Source organism: Mycobacterium sp. E735 (assembly GCF_001666955.1).
Classification (GTDB): Bacteria; Actinomycetota; Actinomycetes; order Mycobacteriales; family Mycobacteriaceae; genus Mycobacterium.
In genome coordinates this window covers 1-15,149 of record NZ_LZIX01000091.1, presented here as the reverse complement: position 1 = coordinate 15,149, position 15,149 = coordinate 1, and the positions used below count along the sequence as shown (strand labels likewise).

Annotated in this window: 12 protein-coding genes; 7 read left to right on the top strand and 5 right to left on the bottom strand. The window is 70.2% G+C overall.

All coding sequences use genetic code 11. The features are described 5' to 3' along the window. The first annotated feature begins 31 nt into the window (after positions 1-31). The 3 genes from A5704_RS07365 (at position 32) to A5704_RS07355 (ending at position 3,874) form a co-directional block, all read left to right on the top strand. On the top strand, positions 32-880 hold the full coding sequence (locus tag A5704_RS07365; protein ID WP_067888218.1) for a L,D-transpeptidase family protein: 849 nt from the start codon (positions 32-34) through the stop codon (positions 878-880). Between the two features lie 166 nt (positions 881-1,046). Further along, the gene (locus A5704_RS07360; RefSeq protein ID WP_067888215.1) at positions 1,047-1,634 is read left to right on the top strand and encodes a TetR/AcrR family transcriptional regulator; all 588 of its coding nucleotides are present in this window, start codon (positions 1,047-1,049) and stop codon (positions 1,632-1,634) included. Next, on the top strand, positions 1,631-3,874 hold the full coding sequence (locus A5704_RS07355) for a molybdopterin-dependent oxidoreductase (RefSeq protein ID WP_067888212.1): 2,244 nt from the start codon (positions 1,631-1,633) through the stop codon (positions 3,872-3,874). The genes A5704_RS07360 and A5704_RS07355 overlap by 4 nt, the downstream gene beginning before the upstream one ends. On the opposite strand, the gene A5704_RS07350 is transcribed toward A5704_RS07355, so the two are convergent. Beyond that, positions 3,858-5,843 (bottom strand): M13 family metallopeptidase, encoded by a 1,986-nt coding sequence (locus tag A5704_RS07350; protein ID WP_067782667.1) that lies wholly within the window; start codon positions 5,841-5,843, stop codon positions 3,858-3,860. The two genes, A5704_RS07355 and A5704_RS07350, sit on opposite strands and share 17 nt — an antisense overlap. 41 nt (positions 5,844-5,884) lie before the next feature. Between A5704_RS07350 and A5704_RS07345 the strand changes: the two genes are divergently transcribed. After that, positions 5,885-6,535, top strand: coding sequence for a hypothetical protein (locus A5704_RS07345; protein WP_067754979.1), 651 nt, complete (start codon positions 5,885-5,887; stop codon positions 6,533-6,535). Beyond that, positions 6,532-7,215, top strand: a complete 684-nt coding sequence (locus A5704_RS07340; RefSeq protein ID WP_067754977.1) for a hypothetical protein — start codon at positions 6,532-6,534, stop codon at positions 7,213-7,215. The genes A5704_RS07345 and A5704_RS07340 overlap by 4 nt, the downstream gene beginning before the upstream one ends. Here the strand turns inward: A5704_RS07340 and A5704_RS07335 are convergent, their stop codons facing one another. Beyond that, the gene (locus A5704_RS07335; RefSeq protein ID WP_067754974.1) at positions 7,216-7,740 is read right to left on the bottom strand and encodes a helix-turn-helix transcriptional regulator; all 525 of its coding nucleotides are present in this window, start codon (positions 7,738-7,740) and stop codon (positions 7,216-7,218) included. Further along, positions 7,737-10,784 carry an efflux RND transporter permease subunit gene (locus A5704_RS07330; protein ID WP_067754971.1) on the bottom strand — a complete coding sequence of 1,016 codons (3,048 nt, stop codon included), beginning with the start codon at positions 10,782-10,784 and terminating at the stop codon, positions 7,737-7,739. Before A5704_RS07330 ends, A5704_RS07335 begins: the two co-directional genes overlap by 4 nt. Before the next feature lie 328 nt (positions 10,785-11,112). Between A5704_RS07330 and A5704_RS07325 the strand changes: the two genes are divergently transcribed. Next, complete coding sequence (locus A5704_RS07325; RefSeq protein WP_067754968.1) at positions 11,113-11,664, top strand: hemophore; 552 nt, start codon at positions 11,113-11,115, stop codon at positions 11,662-11,664. Here the strand turns inward: A5704_RS07325 and A5704_RS07320 are convergent. After that, positions 11,661-12,830 (bottom strand): TIGR00374 family protein, encoded by a 1,170-nt coding sequence (locus A5704_RS07320; protein WP_067754965.1) that lies wholly within the window; start codon positions 12,828-12,830, stop codon positions 11,661-11,663. The two genes, A5704_RS07325 and A5704_RS07320, sit on opposite strands and share 4 nt — an antisense overlap. A gap of 145 nt (positions 12,831-12,975) precedes the next feature. On the opposite strand from A5704_RS07320, the gene A5704_RS07315 reads away from it, so the two are divergent. Then, entirely contained in the window at positions 12,976-14,124 is a 1,149-nt protein-coding gene (locus tag A5704_RS07315; RefSeq protein ID WP_067782661.1) for an AI-2E family transporter, read from the top strand. Between the two features lie 3 nt (positions 14,125-14,127). Here A5704_RS07315 and A5704_RS07310 read toward each other — a convergent pair. Next, positions 14,128-15,149: MMPL family transporter (locus A5704_RS07310; RefSeq protein WP_156737631.1), on the bottom strand; the 1,022-nt coding region annotated here is incomplete at its 5' end.

Sequence of the window (15,149 nt, the reverse complement as noted above, 5' to 3'; positions counted from 1 at the left end):
CCGCGACGGCGGCGGAGGCCTCGGCGAGCTTCTGGTCGGCGTCGTCGCCGCCCTCGGCCACGGCGCGCCGGCTCCGCCGCCCGCGCCGGCCCCGCCGTGGATGCCCCCGGCGGCCCAGCCGGCCGCGGCATCGGCGGACGGGCAGAACCCCACCCCGTTCACCGGCACGCCGCCGTTCGGGCCGCCCTCGTTCGTCCCGAAGACCGGCTCGACGGTGGGCGTGGCCCAGCCGATCATCATCAACTTCCCGGGAACGGTGGAGGACGCCGGTGCCGCGATCAACGCCGTGCACGTCTCGTCGGTGCCGCCGGTGCCGGGCAAGTTCTACTGGATGACCCCGACCCAGTTGCGGTGGCGCCCGATCAACTTCTGGCCCGCGCACACCGCGGTGACCGTCGACGCCGGCGGCACCGTGACCAACTTCCAGACCGGGGACACGCTGATCGCCACGGCCGACGACTCCACCCACCAGCTGACCATCACCCGCAACGGCACGGTGGAGAAGACCTTCCCGATGTCGATGGGCATGACGTCCGGCAATCACCAGACGCCCAATGGCACCTACTACGTGCAGGACAAGAAGGCGTCGGTGGTGATGGACTCCTCCACCTACGGGGTCCCGGTCAACTCGACCTACGGCTACAAGGTGACTGTCGAGGACGCGGTCCGCTTCGACAACGTCGGCGATTACGTGCACAGCGCGCCATGGTCGGTCGATGACCAGGGCAAGCGCGACGTCAGCCACGGCTGCATCAACATCAGCCCCACCAATGCCAAGTGGTTCTTCGACAACTTCGGCCCGGGTGACCCGATCGTCGTGAAGAACTCCAGCGGCGGCAATTACAAGAAGAACGACGGCTCCGCCGACTGGATGAACTAACCTCCCAGCCCGGCAGCCCCCGCAAGCGGGAGGTACCCCCAGCAAAATCGCCCATCCCGACGAGGAATTGGGCGATTTTGTGTCTGCTCGCGAGTGTAAGTGGGGGCTTTCGCGGGGCGCGCGATTATGTATAGCATCATACATACCGCCGACCCGAGGAGCGCCGATGCGCAGTCCACGCGAGCGGATGGTGATCTCCGCCGCGCTGCTGATCAGGGAGCGGGGCGCCCACGCCACCGCGATCTCCGACGTGCTCGAGCACAGCGGCGCGCCGCGAGGCTCGGCGTACCACTACTTCCCCGGCGGCCGCACGCAACTGCTCTGCGAGGCGGTCGACTACGCCGGCGAACACGTCGCCGGGGTCATCGCCGAAGCCGACAGCGGAGCTCAGCTGCTGGACACCCTGATCGACAAGTACCGCCGCCAGCTGCTCGACAGCGACTTCCGCGCGGGCTGCCCCGTGGTCGCGGTCTCGGTGGAAGCCGGTGAGGAAGACGGCGAACGCATGGCGCCGGTCGTCGAGCGTGCGGCGTCGGTGTTCGACCGCTGGACCGACCTGATCGCGCAGCGCTTCATCGCCGACGGGATACCGCGCGGGCGGGCCGCAGACCTGGCGATGCTGGCCACCACCGCGCTCGAGGGCGCGATCGTGCTGGCCCGGGTGCGCCGCGACCTGGCTCCCCTTGACGTCGTGCACCGCCAGCTACGCGACCTGCTGCTGGCCGAGGCGACCAGAAAGGACGTCCCGCGATGACCGGAGAATGGAAGTCCACCGCCTGCATTCTCTGCGAATGCAACTGCGGCATCGTCGTCCAAGTCGAGGATCGCCGGCTGGCCCGCATCCGGGGCGACAAGGCGCACCCGGCGTCGCAGGGGTACACCTGCAACAAGGCCCTGCGGCTGGATCACTACCAGAACAGCGGCGCCCGCCTCACGTCGCCGCTGCGCCGCCGCGCGGACGGCAGCTTCGAGGAGATCGATTGGGACACCGCGATCGTCGAGATCGCCGAGGGTTTCAAGCACATCCGGGACGCCTACGGCGGCGACAAGATCTTCTACTACGGCGGCGGCGGGCAGGGCAACCACCTCGGCGGGGCGTACAGCGGCGCTTTCCTCAAGGCCCTCGGGTCGCGCTATCGGTCGAACGCGTTGGCGCAGGAGAAGACCGGCGAGGCGTGGATCGACGGGCAGCTGTACGGTGGCCACACGCGCGGCGAATTCGAGCACGCCGAAGTGTCCGTCTTCGTCGGGAAGAACCCGTGGATGTCACAGAGCTTTCCCCGGGCCCGGGTGGTGCTCAACGAGATCGCCAAGGACCCGGCCCGGTCGATGATCGTCATCGATCCCGTCGTCACCGACACCGCCAAGATGTCCGACTTCCACCTGCGGGTGCGGCCCGGCACCGACGCGTGGTGCCTGGCCGCGCTGGCGGCCGTCCTGGTGCAGGAAAACCTTTGCAACGAAGCGTTTCTCGCCGAGCACGTGCGCGGCGCCGACGCCGTCCGCGCCGCGCTGCGCGAGGTGCCCGTGTCCGACTACGCACAGCGGTGCGGGGTCGACGAGGAGCTGTTGCGCGCGGCGGCCCGCCGCATCGGCGCGGCGGCCAGCGTCTCGGTGTTCGAGGACCTCGGGGTGCAGCAGGCGCCCAACAGCACGCTCTGCTCCTACCTCAACAAGCTGCTGTGGATCTTCACCGGCAACTTCGCGAAAAAGGGTGGCCAGCATCTGCATTCGGCATTCGGACCGCTGTTCGGCCAGTTCTCCGGCCGCACGCCGGTGACCGGCGCCCCGATCATCGCCGGGCTGGTGCCCAGCAACGTCGTGCCCGAGGAGATCCTCACCGACCACCCGGACCGATTCCGGGCCATGATCGTGGAGAGCAGCAACCCCGCCCACTCGCTGGCCAACTCGGCGGCCTGCCGGGAGGCCTTCCAAGCGCTCGAACTGATGGTCGTCATCGACGTCGCGATGACCGAGACCGCCCGACTCGCACACTACGTGCTGCCCGCGGCCTCCCAGTTCGAGAAGCCCGAGGCCACCTTCTTCAACCTGGAGTTCCCGCACAACGCTTTTCAGCTGCGCCGGCCGCTGCTCGAGCCCCTGCCCGGAACGCTGCCCGAACCCGAGATCTGGGCCCGGTTGGTGCGGGCGCTGGGCGTGGTGGACGACGCGGACCTGCGGCCGCTGGCCGAGGCCGCCCAGCGCGGCCGGCGGGCCTACACCGAGGCGTTCCTCACTGCGACCGCGAACCCGACGGTCGCGAAGCTGCTGCCCTATGTCCTCTACGAGACGCTCGGGCCCACGCTGCCCGACGGCCTGCGCGGCGCGGCCGCCCTGTGGGGGCTCGCCCAGAAGGCCGCGCTGACCTATCCCGACGCGGTGCGCCGCGCCGGCCACGCCGACGGCAACGCGCTGTTCGACGCGATCCTCGACACCCCGTCCGGGGTGACGTTCACCGCCCACAACTACGAGGACGACTTCGCGTTGATCAGCCACGCCGACCACAAGATCGCGCTGGAAATCCCGGAAATGCTCACCGATTTGGCGGCCCTGGCCCAGGCGCCACCGCGGCTCACCACACCGGAGTTCCCGATCGTGCTGTCGGTGGGCGAGCGCCGCGCCTACACCGCCAATGACATCTTCCGCGACCCGTCCTGGCGCAAACGCGACGCCGACGGGGCGCTGCGAGTCAGCGTCGAGGACGCCCAAACCCTCGGGCTCGCCGACGGATGCCGCGCCCGCATCAGCACCGCGGCCGGCAGCGCCGAGGCCACCGTCGAGATCACCGAGACCATGCTGGCCGGGCATGCTGCCCTGCCCAACGGTTTTGGGCTCGACTACGTCGACGGCGACGGGCAGACCGTGACACCGGGCGTCGCCCCGAACGCGCTCACCTCGACGGAATGGCGCGATCCCTACGCGGGCACGCCGTGGCACAAACACGTGCCCGCCCGGATCGAAGCGGTCGGCGTGCCCGTCAGTTCCAGATCCTGACCCGCCGCTGCGGCTCCAGGAACAGCGCGTCGTCCTCGGCGACGTCGAACGCCTCGTAGAAGGCGTCCATGTTGCGGATGACGCCGTTGCAGCGGAACTCCGGCGGTGAGTGCGGATCGGTGGCCAACCGCCGGATCGCTTCCGCCGGGCGGGATTTGGTGCGCCACACCTGCGCCCAGCCGTAGAACACCCGCTGCACGCCGGTGAGGCCGTCGATGACGGGTGCGTCCTGGCCGTCCAGCGACAGCTGATAGGCCAGCAGGGCGATCGACAACCCGCCCAGGTCACCGATGTTCTCCCCGACGGTGAACGCGCCGTTGACGTGGTGACCGGCGTCCAACCCGCGCGGCGTGTACGCCTCGTACTGCTCGATCAGGGCCTTGGTGCGGGCGCCGAATTCGGCGCGATCGGCGTCGGTCCACCAATCCACCAGGTTGCCGTCGCCGTCGTACTTGGCGCCCTGGTCGTCGAAGCCATGCCCGATCTCGTGCCCGATCACCGAGCCGATCCCGCCGTAGTTGGCGGCGTCGTCGGCCTCGGGGTCGAAGAACGGCGGCTGCAAAATGGCTGCGGGGAAGACGATTTCGTTCATCCCCGGGTTGTAGTAGGCATTGACCGTCTGCGGGGTCATGAACCACTCGTCCTTGTCGACCGGACCGCCCAGCTTGGCCAGTTCGCGGTCGTGGTTGACCGCATAGCCGCGCCGAAAGTTGCCGTACAGGTCGTCGCGGTCGATCACCAGCGCGGAGTAGTCCCGCCACTTCGCCGGGTAGCCGACCTTGGCGACGAACTTGTCCAGCTTGGCCAGCGCCCGCTCCCGGGTCTGCGGCGTCATCCAATCCAGCTCGTTGATGGACAGCCGATAGGCCGCCTTGAGGTTGTCCACCAGCGCGTCGATGCGCGCCTTGGCCCCGGGCGGGAAATACCGCTCCACATAGATCTTTCCGACGGAATCGCCCATCAGGTTCTCCACCAGCGACACGGCCCGCTTCCAGCGTTCCCGGATCTGCTCGGCGCCGGTGAGCAGCCGGCCATAGAAGTCGAAGTCCGCGGCGACCAGCTCGTCGGTCAGCCAGGACGCCCGCGCGCGGATCAACCGCCAACGCGCCCAACGCTTCCAGTCCTCCAGGTCGCCGCTCGCCCACAGGTCGGCGAATGCGGTGAGGTAATCCGGTTGCCGCACAATGACTTCCGCGAACGCCTCCGGTGTGCCGCCGAGCGCGGTCGCCCAGCCGGCCCAGTCGAAGCCCTTGCCCTCGACCTGCAGGTCCGCGAAGGTCCGCAGGTTGTAGGAGAGCTCTGCGTCGCGTCGCTTGACCACGTCCCAGTGCGCGGCGGCCAGCTTGGTTTCCAGCGCCACGATGCGGGCCGCCGTCTCGGCGTGCGTTTCCGCGGCGCCGCCGTACACCAGGGCGAACATCCGGGCGATGTGCCCCGGGTATGCCGCGCGCACCTCGGCGTGCCGCTCTTCGCGGAAATAGGACTCGTCGGGCAGCCCGATGCCGGACTGGGTGACGTGCACGAGGTACCGGGCGGAATTCTTGGCGTCGGTGTCGATGTACATCGCGAGGCCGCCGCCCACCCCGGTGCGCTGCAGCGCGCCCACCGCCGCCGCCAACGCGTCCGCGTCCGCGGCGTCGTCGATCGTGGCCAGCTCGTCGAGCAGGGGTTGCAGGCCGCGCCGCTCGATGGCCGCCTCGTCGAGGAAGCTGGCGTACAGGTCGCCGATGCGTTGTTGGTCGGTGCCCGCGGCGGCGCCGGTCTCGCTGGCCTCGACGATCAGATCGCGCACCTGCTCCTCGGCACGGTCGAACAGGTGCCGGAACGCGCCGTCGGTCGCACGGTCCGCCGGTATGTCGTATTCGGCCAGCCAGCGGCCGTTGACGTGTCCGAACAGGTCGTCTTGGGGGCGGGTGTCGGCGTCGACGTGGCTCAGGTCGATGCCCGAGCGGATGGCCTCTACAGTCACCCCGCCATCCTTCCATCTTTGTCGGGTGCGACGATCGGGCCATGTCCGACGGCCAGCGAACCGAGCCAACCAACGAGCAAGTCGCGGAGGCGGAGGACGCCGACGCCGAGGAATTCCGTGACGACGACGCCGCAGGCGGCCCGATGTTCTCCGCGTACGGCATCGCGTCGGCCGTCCTCGGTGTGCTGTCGGTGGCGGCGATCGTGTTCGGGTTCTTCCTGTGGTCGGGGCACCGCGACGACACGGGCGAACGCCGCTACCTGTCCCGCGTCATGCAGACCGCCGCCGAGTGGACCGGGGTGCTGATCAACATGAACAGCGGCAACGTCGACGGCAGCCTGCAACGGCTGCACGACGGCACGGTCGGCGAACTCAATACCGACTTCGACGCCGCCATGCAGCCCTACCGGCAGGTGGTGGAGAAGCTGCAGTCCAAGAGCGCCGGGCGAATCGACGCGGTGGCCGTCGAGACCGTGCACCGTGACCTGGACACCCAGCCCGGTACGTCCCGGCCGGTGGTGACCACCAAGCTGCCGCCGTTCGCCAGCCGGTTGGACGCGGTGATGCTGGTCGCGACCTCCGTCAGCGAGAACGCCGGCGCCAAACCGCAGACGGTGCACTGGAATCTGCGCCTCGACGTGGTCAACGTCGACGGCAAGCTGATGATCTCGGGGCTGGAATCGATCCGATGAGAAACCTGCTGCGCCTGCTCGCGTTCGACATCCTGGCGCCGCTGGCCGCGGTGGCGGCGTTGCTGGCGATCGGGCTGGTCCTGGGCTGGCCGCTGTGGTGGGTCTCGGCGTGCTCGGTGCTCGTGCTGCTGATCGTCGAGGGCGTCTTGGTCAATTTCTGGCTGCTGCGGCGGGATTCGGTCAGCGTCGGCACCGACGACGACGCGCCGGGGCTGCGGTTGGCCGTCGTCTTCCTGTGCACGGCCGCACTGGTGGCCGCGGTGGTCACCGGTTACACGCACTGGACGCGGTCGGACCGCGTCTTCAAGGACGACTCCCGCGACGTGGTCCGGGTCGCCACCGGGATGGCGGAGGCGATGGCGTCGTTCACCCCGGGCGCCCCGGACAGCTCCATCGACCGGGCGACGGCGCTGATCGTCCCCGAGCACGCAGCCGCCTTCAAGGAGCAGTACACGAAGTCCAGCTCCGAACTGGCCCAGCACAATGTGACCGCGCAGGCCGCCACGCTGGCGGCCGGGGTCGAGGCGCTGGGGCCGTCGGCGGCCAGCGTCGCGGTGATCCTGCGGGTCACCCAGAACGCGCCGGGCCAACAGCCCAGCCAGTCGGCGCCCGCGCTGCGCGTGGCGCTGACCAAGCACGGCGACGCCTGGCTGGTGTCGGACGTGCTGCCGATCAGGTGATCAGTTGGAGTCTGCCGAGCGCGTCGACTTCACCTTGACGAACCGGTCCGAGAGCCGGCGCATCCGGATCATCAGGGCGGCCGACGGGCTGGTGCTGCCGTCCAGGTAGGCGGCGAGCTCCGCGGCGGTCACGCCGATGCGCGAGGCGAATTCCTGCTGCGCCAGGCCGGAGCGGTCGATGAGCAGTCCGACGTGGCGGGCCACCTCGGCGCGTTCGTTGGCTTCCAGGTGGGTGCGGGCGCGTTCGAGCACCTCCCACAGCGCCTTGGAGATGCCGTAGGGCCGGGTGCCTTCGAGCACCTCTTCGACCTGGCGGGCGGTGCGGCCGTACGGGTCGCGCTTCAACGCCGCGGCGATCCGCTTCCAGGTGGCGATGTCGCCGCCCTGCAGCGCAGCGCGGATGGCGGAGGTGGGCCAGAACTCCACCGGCTGGTCGGGGTCCGGGGCGGGCGCGGCGTCACGCCTGCGCGGCTCGGTCGCCGGCCGGTGGGGCGGTGCGGGGCGTCGGTCAGGTGCCAACGTCACCTCGCCTCCTCCAGCATCGCGACGGCCACCGAGAGGCAGCGCTGCCTGATCTCCTCCCAGTCCGAGCGGGCGTCGGTCTCCGACCCCTGCTCGTCGTTGAAATCACAGGGATCCGGATCAGCGAGTCGACGGACCAACTGGGTGGCGATCCATTGCCGCCTGGGCGACTGACAACAGTAGTACCTGTCCATGCCGGCCAGCACCACAGCGGCGGTCTCGGGCTCCAACGTTTCAACCATATCGGCAAAGTCGGCGTAATCGCGTTGGCTGTTACGGCTCATGATGAGGTAGCCCTTGAGGCGCAGCGTCTCGGCGCCGGTCGGGACCAGCAGCCGGTCGCCGGTGGGCAGCTGCACGTGGGTGGTTTCGACCGGGCAGCGGCGCTCGTAGACGGCCCGGTCGGCGGCCTCGGTCTCGCTCTCCAGCGCGTCGATGGCGACGGAGAGCCGCCCCCGCCACAGGGTGACCGGGTGGACGGGCCGGTCCGCCCCGACGATCGCCTTGGCGATGCCGTTGCGCGAGGTCAGCCCGCCGACCAGTTTCTTGGTCCCCGAGGAGCCGTTGGTGTGGCCGTTGCTGCCGTTCTTCCGGTCGGCAGCGCCGGCCGCGACACCCGCCCTCTCGTCGTCGATGTCGACCTGGTGGGGGATCTGACCGGGGTCCCGGCCGCGCTCGGTGTCGGCTCCCTCCGGCTGGGCGCCCGGCCTTTCCTTGCCGTTGCGTCCGCAACCGGTGAAGGCCAGCGGGTCGGTCACGCAGATGGCGTCGGGCGCCAGGTGCTTGAGCTTGGCCGCCGACTTGAGCACCATCCGCAGGTCGGCGTTCGGCGCCGTCAGCGCCGAGATGTCGTCGGGGATGACCACCACGTCGCCCAGATCGACCTCCGGCAGGGGCCGGTCGAAGTCGACCGACGGCAGCACCCGGGACAGCCACGGCGGGATCCACCAGTTCCACTGGGCGAACATGGCCATCAGCGCCGGCACCAGCACGAGCCGCACCACCGTGGCGTCCACCGCGATCGCCACCGCGCAGGCGACGCCGATCTCGGCGACCAGCGGCATGCCGGCGAACGCGAAGCCGATGAAGACCGCGATCATGATCAGGGCCGCGCTGGTGATGGTGCGGGCGCTGGTGCTCACGCCGTACGCCACCGCGTCGCGGGTGTTCCCGGAGTGCAGGAAGCGTTCGCGGATGCGGGTCAGCAGGAAGATCTCGTAGTCCATCGACAGCCCGAAGGTCATCGCGAGGACCAGCGGGGGGACCGTGCTGTCGATCGAGCTGATCTGGGCGAAGCCGAGGTCCTTCAGCCAGCCCCACTGGAACACCATCACCAGGCTGCCGTACGCCGCGGCGACCGACAGCAGGGTCATCAGCACGCCCTTGAGCGCCAGGAACACCGAGTGGACCGACACGAGCAGCATCACGAACGCGATCAGCGCGACGATGGCCAGCACCAACGGCTCGGTCTTGGACACCTGGTCGTCGAAGTCCTTGATCAGCGCGGTCGGGCCGCCGACATCCACGCGGGCGGTTCCCCGGTCGGGCACCTTGGGCAGCTGCGCGCGCATCCAGCCGACGGTCTCGCGGGCGCGCATGTCCTCGGGGTCGACCGTCAACACCGCGGAGAGCAGGGCGCTGCCGTTGTCCTCGGCGAATTGCGGCGGCGCGACGGACACGATGTTGGGCGCCTGCGTCATGCGCTGCCGGATTGCGGCGATGGTCTGTCCGTGCTCGGGTGAGGCGGCACCGCCGTCGGGGAAGGTGATCAGCACCCGGATCGGGCCGAGCGCGCCGGGGCCGAGCGCCTCGGCCGCCGCGCCCACGCCGGCGCGGATCTCGTGCGAGGAGTCGAACTGGCGCAGCAGGCTGTTGCCGAGCACCATCGACGACGCCGGCGCGGCCATGACGAGCAGGACCAGCGACGCCCCCAGCGCCGACATCCACGGCCGCCGCATGACCCAGCCGATCCAGCGGTTCCAGAACCGCGATTGGCCGCCCTCCGGTCCGCGCGACCAATGCAGGAACGCCGACCGCTTGGCGGCCGACCGGCCGAAGGTCGCCAGCGCCGCCGGGGTGAGCGTGGTCGACGTCAACATCGCGACCGCGACGGCCAGGATCGCTCCGGTCGCCATCGACTTCAGCGCCGGCGTGTTGATCACGTAGATACCGGTGAGCGAGGCGACGACCGTCATCCCGGACAGCACCACGGCCAGCCCGGAGGTCGCCATCGCCGCGTCGACCGCCTCCTTCGGCTCGCGGCCGGAGCGCAGCTCCTCGCGGAAGCGCATCAGGATGAACAGCGAATAGTCGACGGCGAGCGCGATCCCGAACATCGACACCGTCGAGGTCACGAACACCGACATGGTCGTGTAGGCCGACAGCAGGTAGACCAGGCCCATGGTGACCACGACCGTGCAGATGCCGAGGGCCAGGGGGATCGCCGCGGCGGCGAGCGAACCGAAGACGGCGAGCAGGACGATCAGGATCACCGGCAGGTTCCAGCGCTCCGCGGCGGCGATGTCGTGCTTGGTGTTCTGCGCCGCGGCGGCCGACAACGCACCCTGCCCGATCACGTACAGGCGCACCCGGCCGTCCGCGGTCTGGCCGGCCTGATCGCCCTTGACCCCGACCTTGGTGCGCAACCGCTTGGCGACGTCGCTGGTGTTGCGGGAATCCAGCCGCAGCGACAACACGTACGGCCGGTCGGGTTGCGGCGGCCGCTGGGTGGGGTTGGGCACCTCCGAGACGCCGGGCACCTCGGCGGCGGTGCGCCTCAGCAGCGCGACGGCGTCGTTGATGTCGGCGTAGCTGGCGTCCGGGCGGGGCGCCGCGACCAGGGCGAGCGAGGACGACCCCTGGTCGTGGTACAGCTCCTCGAGCTGGTCGTGGACGAGCAGCGACTGCGAACCGGCCACCTCGAAGCCGCCGCCGGTCAGGTTCCCCGACTGCGTCAAGGCCAGATAGACCGCCGGAACCAACGCCAGCAACCAGCCCGTGAAGACCAACCAGCGGTACTTACGCAGGCTGCGGCTGAGGCGCATCATTAACTGCTGGATTTCTTCACTCCCCGTGTTTCGCTTAACGCGTGCTGGCGAGAATACCGCAGCGGCCTGTGGATGATGTCAGCTTTCTGGTTCCTGAGCTGCAACGACGGGCTTGTTGCCAAGACGCTGCCAAGTCGTTGTGAACCGGTTACCGGCGGGATTTTCCTCACACGGGTGCACGCGCGCTGGCAGGGCGCACGCCGGCGATGGCAGGATGTCGGGTGGCCGGCGGGGCCCCGGGGAACTCCGCGATTCGACGAGGCCGTCCACAGCAGCCGTTTGCGGGCGTCGGTGCTGCGCGTGACGCCGCAAATCGTAAGGAGTTTCGATGACCAGAGGCACCGCGACCGGGCCCCGCAAGATGCGCCGCAAGATCGTGGCCGGGCTGATCGCCACCACCGTGCCGTGCGCCGCCCTGGCCGTCCTGGCTGGGCCACCGGCGACGGGCGCCAGCGACCCCTGCTCGGCCAGTGAGGTCGCCCGCACGATCGGTTCGGTCTCCAAGTCGATGGGCGACTACCTGGACTCGCACCCGGAGACGAACCAGACGATGACCTCCATGCTGCAGCAGCAGGCGGGACCCCAGTCGATGACCGGCCTGAAGTCCTACTTCGAGGCCAACCCGAAGGTCGCCGGCGACATGACGTCCATCGCCCAGCCGTTGACCAACCTGTCGCTGCAGTGCAAGCTGCCGATCTCGCCCACCCAGGCGATGGGCATGATGCAGCAGGCGCAGGGCGCGGCCGGTGGGCTGCCCGCGCTGCCTGGCAACGCGGCGGGCGCGCTGCCGCTGGGCGGCAACCCGGCGGCCACCGGGCCGGTCCCGCCGGCGGCGGCCAATCCGTTGTCGGGGCCGCCGCGCGGCAACACCGCCGGCTAGCTCCCGGTTTCAGGGCTCCGGTCGGGCGGTAGCGGGCCCTGCAGGGCGGTCTCGGTCGGATCGTCGGCGGCCGGGTCCTGCGGCGCTCCGGGCGCGGGTTTCGGCGTCGCCTCCTCGTCGTCCGGCACCGCGACGTTCTCGGTCCGGAACACGAAGAAGAACACCACCCAGCCGATGGCGGAGATGAGCAACCAGCTGATCAGCCGGTAGATCAGCATGGCCGAGATGGCGTTGGGCAGCGACATGCCGCTGGACACCAGACCCGGCACCAGCACCGCCTCAACGACCAGGAGGCCGCCGGGCATCAGCGGGATGGTGCCGACGGCCCGCGCGGCGGCGTAGGCCACCGTCAGCCCGGCGACCGAGGCGTGATCGCCTGCGGCGTAGGCCGCGAACCCGAGACAGGCCACGTCGGCGACCCAGTTGAACATCGACCAGCCGAACGCCACCCCCATGTCGCGCCGGCCCAGGCTCACCGACTCCAGCTGCGCCAGCGTCTCGCGCCACTTGGCCAGGCCGGTGTCCGCGGGCCTGCCGCGAACGGAGTTGACCCACGACAACACCCGGCAGCCGATCCCGTCGATCAGCTCCGGCCGCGACGCGACGGCCTGGGCGAGCAGCAGCAACGCCACGAAGCCGCCGAGGGTGAACAGCAACGAGAACGGGTTGTTCTTCGCGCCGAGGAAGAAGGCCCCGCCCAGCCCAAGCAGCGCCAGCCCGACGGCCTGCAGGACGCCCGCCATCACCAGCTGCCACGACGCCACCACTGTCGAGGCGCCCCAAATCCGTTGCTGCCGAAGCAAAAACGTCGCCGACAACACCGGGCCCCCGGGCAGCGTGGTGCTCAGCGAGTTGGCGGCGTAGACGGCGGCCTCCGACCGCAACTGTTTGACGTGCACGCCGGCCGAGCGCAGCAGCGTGCGCTGGATCTGCGCGAAGCTGTGCATCGACGCGGCCGACGCCACCACCGACGCCAACAGCCACCACCAGTTCGCCTCGTACAGGCTCATCCAGGCCTTGGCCAGCTGATGCCAGCCCAGCGCGACCTCCACGGCAAGCACGACCGCGACGATCCCGAGGATCAGCCAGCGCACCCACCAGTACTTCCCGCGCGGGGCCTCTTCGCGCGGGAAGTCGAGATTGCGGGCGGGTGCGTCGTGCGGCACGTGATTTAGGGTAACGGTGCAGGTGGCGCGGGCATCGCCGCGCGGCGCCGACCGTGTCGCCGTCGTAACCGGATCGTGCCGACGCGGCCGCGCGCCGGCGCCGCGCGCACGTTTGGCGGTGCCCCGCGCCGGATAGGCTCACCCCATGCCGGCAAACACCGACGACGCTTCGGTCGAACCCATCGTCCGCAAGACCGCAGCCTGGGCCTGGCGTTTGCTGGTCATCCTCCTCGCGCTGGTCGCGCTGCTGTGGGTGGTGAAGAAGCTCGAGGTGATCGTCGTCCCGGTCCTGGTGGCGCTGCTGCTCAGCGCGCTGTTGCTGCCGGTCGTCGACTGGCTCGACCGCCGCGGCCTGCCCCGCGGCGGCGCGGTGGCCCTGGTGTTGCTCGGCGGCTTCTCCATCCTGGGCGGCATCCTGGCGTTCGTCGTCAACCAATTCGTCGACGGTCTGCCGGGCCTGACCGACCAGGTCACCCGCAGCATCGAGTCAACCCGGCGGTGGCTGATCCACGGGCCGGCGCACCTGCGCCGCGAACAAATCGACAACGCCGGCAACGCCGCGATCGAGGCCCTGCGCAACAATCAGACGAAGCTGGAAAGCGGCGCCCTGTCCACCGCGGCGACCATCACCGAACTGGTCACGGCGGCCGTGCTGGTGCTCTTCACGCTGATCTTCTTCCTCTACGGCGGCCGCAACATCTGGGCCTACGTGTCCAAGATCTTCCCGGCCGACGTCCGGGACCGGGTGAGCGAGGCGGGCCGGGCCGGCTACGGGTCGCTGACCGCGTACGTGCGGGCCACCTTCCTGGTGGCGCTCACCGACGCGGCCGGGGTCGGCACCGGCCTGGCGATCATGGGCATCCCACTGGCGCTGCCGCTGGCCTCGCTGGTCTTCCTGGGCGCGTTCATCCCGCTGATCGGTGCCTTGGTCTCGGGTCTGCTGGCCGTGGTGGTCGCCCTGCTCGCCAAGGGCATTGTGTACGCACTGATCACGCTCGGCCTGCTGATCGCGGTGAACCAGTTGGAGGCCCACGTGCTGCAGCCGCTGGTGATGGGCCGCGCGGTCTCGATTCACCCGCTCGCGGTGGTGCTCGCCATCGCCGCCGGCGGCGTGCTCGCGGGAATCGTCGGCGCGCTGCTGGCGGTCCCGACGGTGGCGTTCCTCAACAACGCGTTCCAGGTGCTGTTCGCGAAGGATCCGGCCGCCGAGGCCGAGAAACAGACCGAGGAGGCCGACGAGGGTGGCGCGATCGTCCAGGCGGAGCCGGACGAGCCGGCGACCGCGTCGGACTGATCCCTACAACCGGCCCTCGCGGCGCAGCAGGTCCTGGGCGGACAGGCCGCCGCCGGAGCGTCGGCGCTGGCGCGCGTCGCCGTTGTCTCCCCGGGAGTTCATCTTTTCCGTGGCCGCGTCGGAGTCGTCGCCCTCGGGCCGCGGAAACGCGGTGGTGGGTTCGGCCGCGTCTTCCGCATCGTCAGAGCGGTTGGCGGGCACCGGAATCGCGCGCGTCTGGCCGCTGGACGGCGGCGGCGGTGGCGTCGCGGGGGTGGTGGGCCGTGGCGGCGCCGACGGCGCCGCATTGGCGGGCCGCTCGTGGGCGGGGGCGGAGTTCGGCACCGCCAGCCTCGTCGTCTGAGCCTCCGTCGGCTGGCCCGGCCGGGCCTGCACGCGCGCGGCGTCGCCGGGGGGCGCCGCAGGGCGCATCGCCGCGCCTGCGGGCGCTTCCGCCGCGGGTTCGGGCGGAGCCGGCCGCGTCGCCCGGGACGGCTCGAGGGCCGCGGGGTGGGTGGGGTCGTGTGGCGGGCGTGGCCCGGCGGCGACCAGGCTGGCCGCCACCGGCGGTCGCGCGGGCCGGCCGTTGAGCGTCGGCCGCTTGCGCTCGTCGGGCAGGTCGATCTCGCCGAGCCCGATCCGGTTCTGCAGCCGCCTGGCCCAGCGCGGGGCCCACCAGCAGTCGTCGCCGAGGAGTTTCATCACCGACGGCACCAGGAACATCCGGACCACGGTGGCGTCCAGCAACAGCGCCGCCATCAGGCCGAACGCCAGGTATTTCATCAGCACCAGGTCGGAGAACACGAAAGAACCGGCGACCACGGCCAGCACCAGCGCGGCCGCCGTGATCAGGCGCCCCGTCGTCGCGGTGCCGATGCGGATGGCCTCGGCGGTCGACATGCCACGTTCGCGCGCCTCGACCATGCGGGACACCAGGAACACCTCGTAGTCGGTGGCCAGACCGAAGCCCACCGCGACGACCAGCGCGATCAGCACCACCATCAGCGGGGTCGGGGTGAAATTCAGCCAATGCGACAGGTGCCCGT

Coding starts and splice junctions, on each gene's coding strand:
- A5704_RS07360 (WP_067888215.1), top strand. CDS start 1,047: ATGCGCAGTCCACGCGAGCGGATGGTGATCTCCGCCGCGCTGCTGATC.
- A5704_RS07355 (WP_067888212.1), top strand. CDS start 1,631: ATGACCGGAGAATGGAAGTCCACCGCCTGCATTCTCTGCGAATGCAAC.
- A5704_RS07345 (WP_067754979.1), top strand. CDS start 5,885: ATGTCCGACGGCCAGCGAACCGAGCCAACCAACGAGCAAGTCGCGGAG.
- A5704_RS07340 (WP_067754977.1), top strand. CDS start 6,532: ATGAGAAACCTGCTGCGCCTGCTCGCGTTCGACATCCTGGCGCCGCTG.
- A5704_RS07330 (WP_067754971.1), bottom strand. CDS start 10,784: ATGATGCGCCTCAGCCGCAGCCTGCGTAAGTACCGCTGGTTGGTCTTC.
- A5704_RS07325 (WP_067754968.1), top strand. CDS start 11,113: ATGACCAGAGGCACCGCGACCGGGCCCCGCAAGATGCGCCGCAAGATC.
- A5704_RS07315 (WP_067782661.1), top strand. CDS start 12,976: ATGCCGGCAAACACCGACGACGCTTCGGTCGAACCCATCGTCCGCAAG.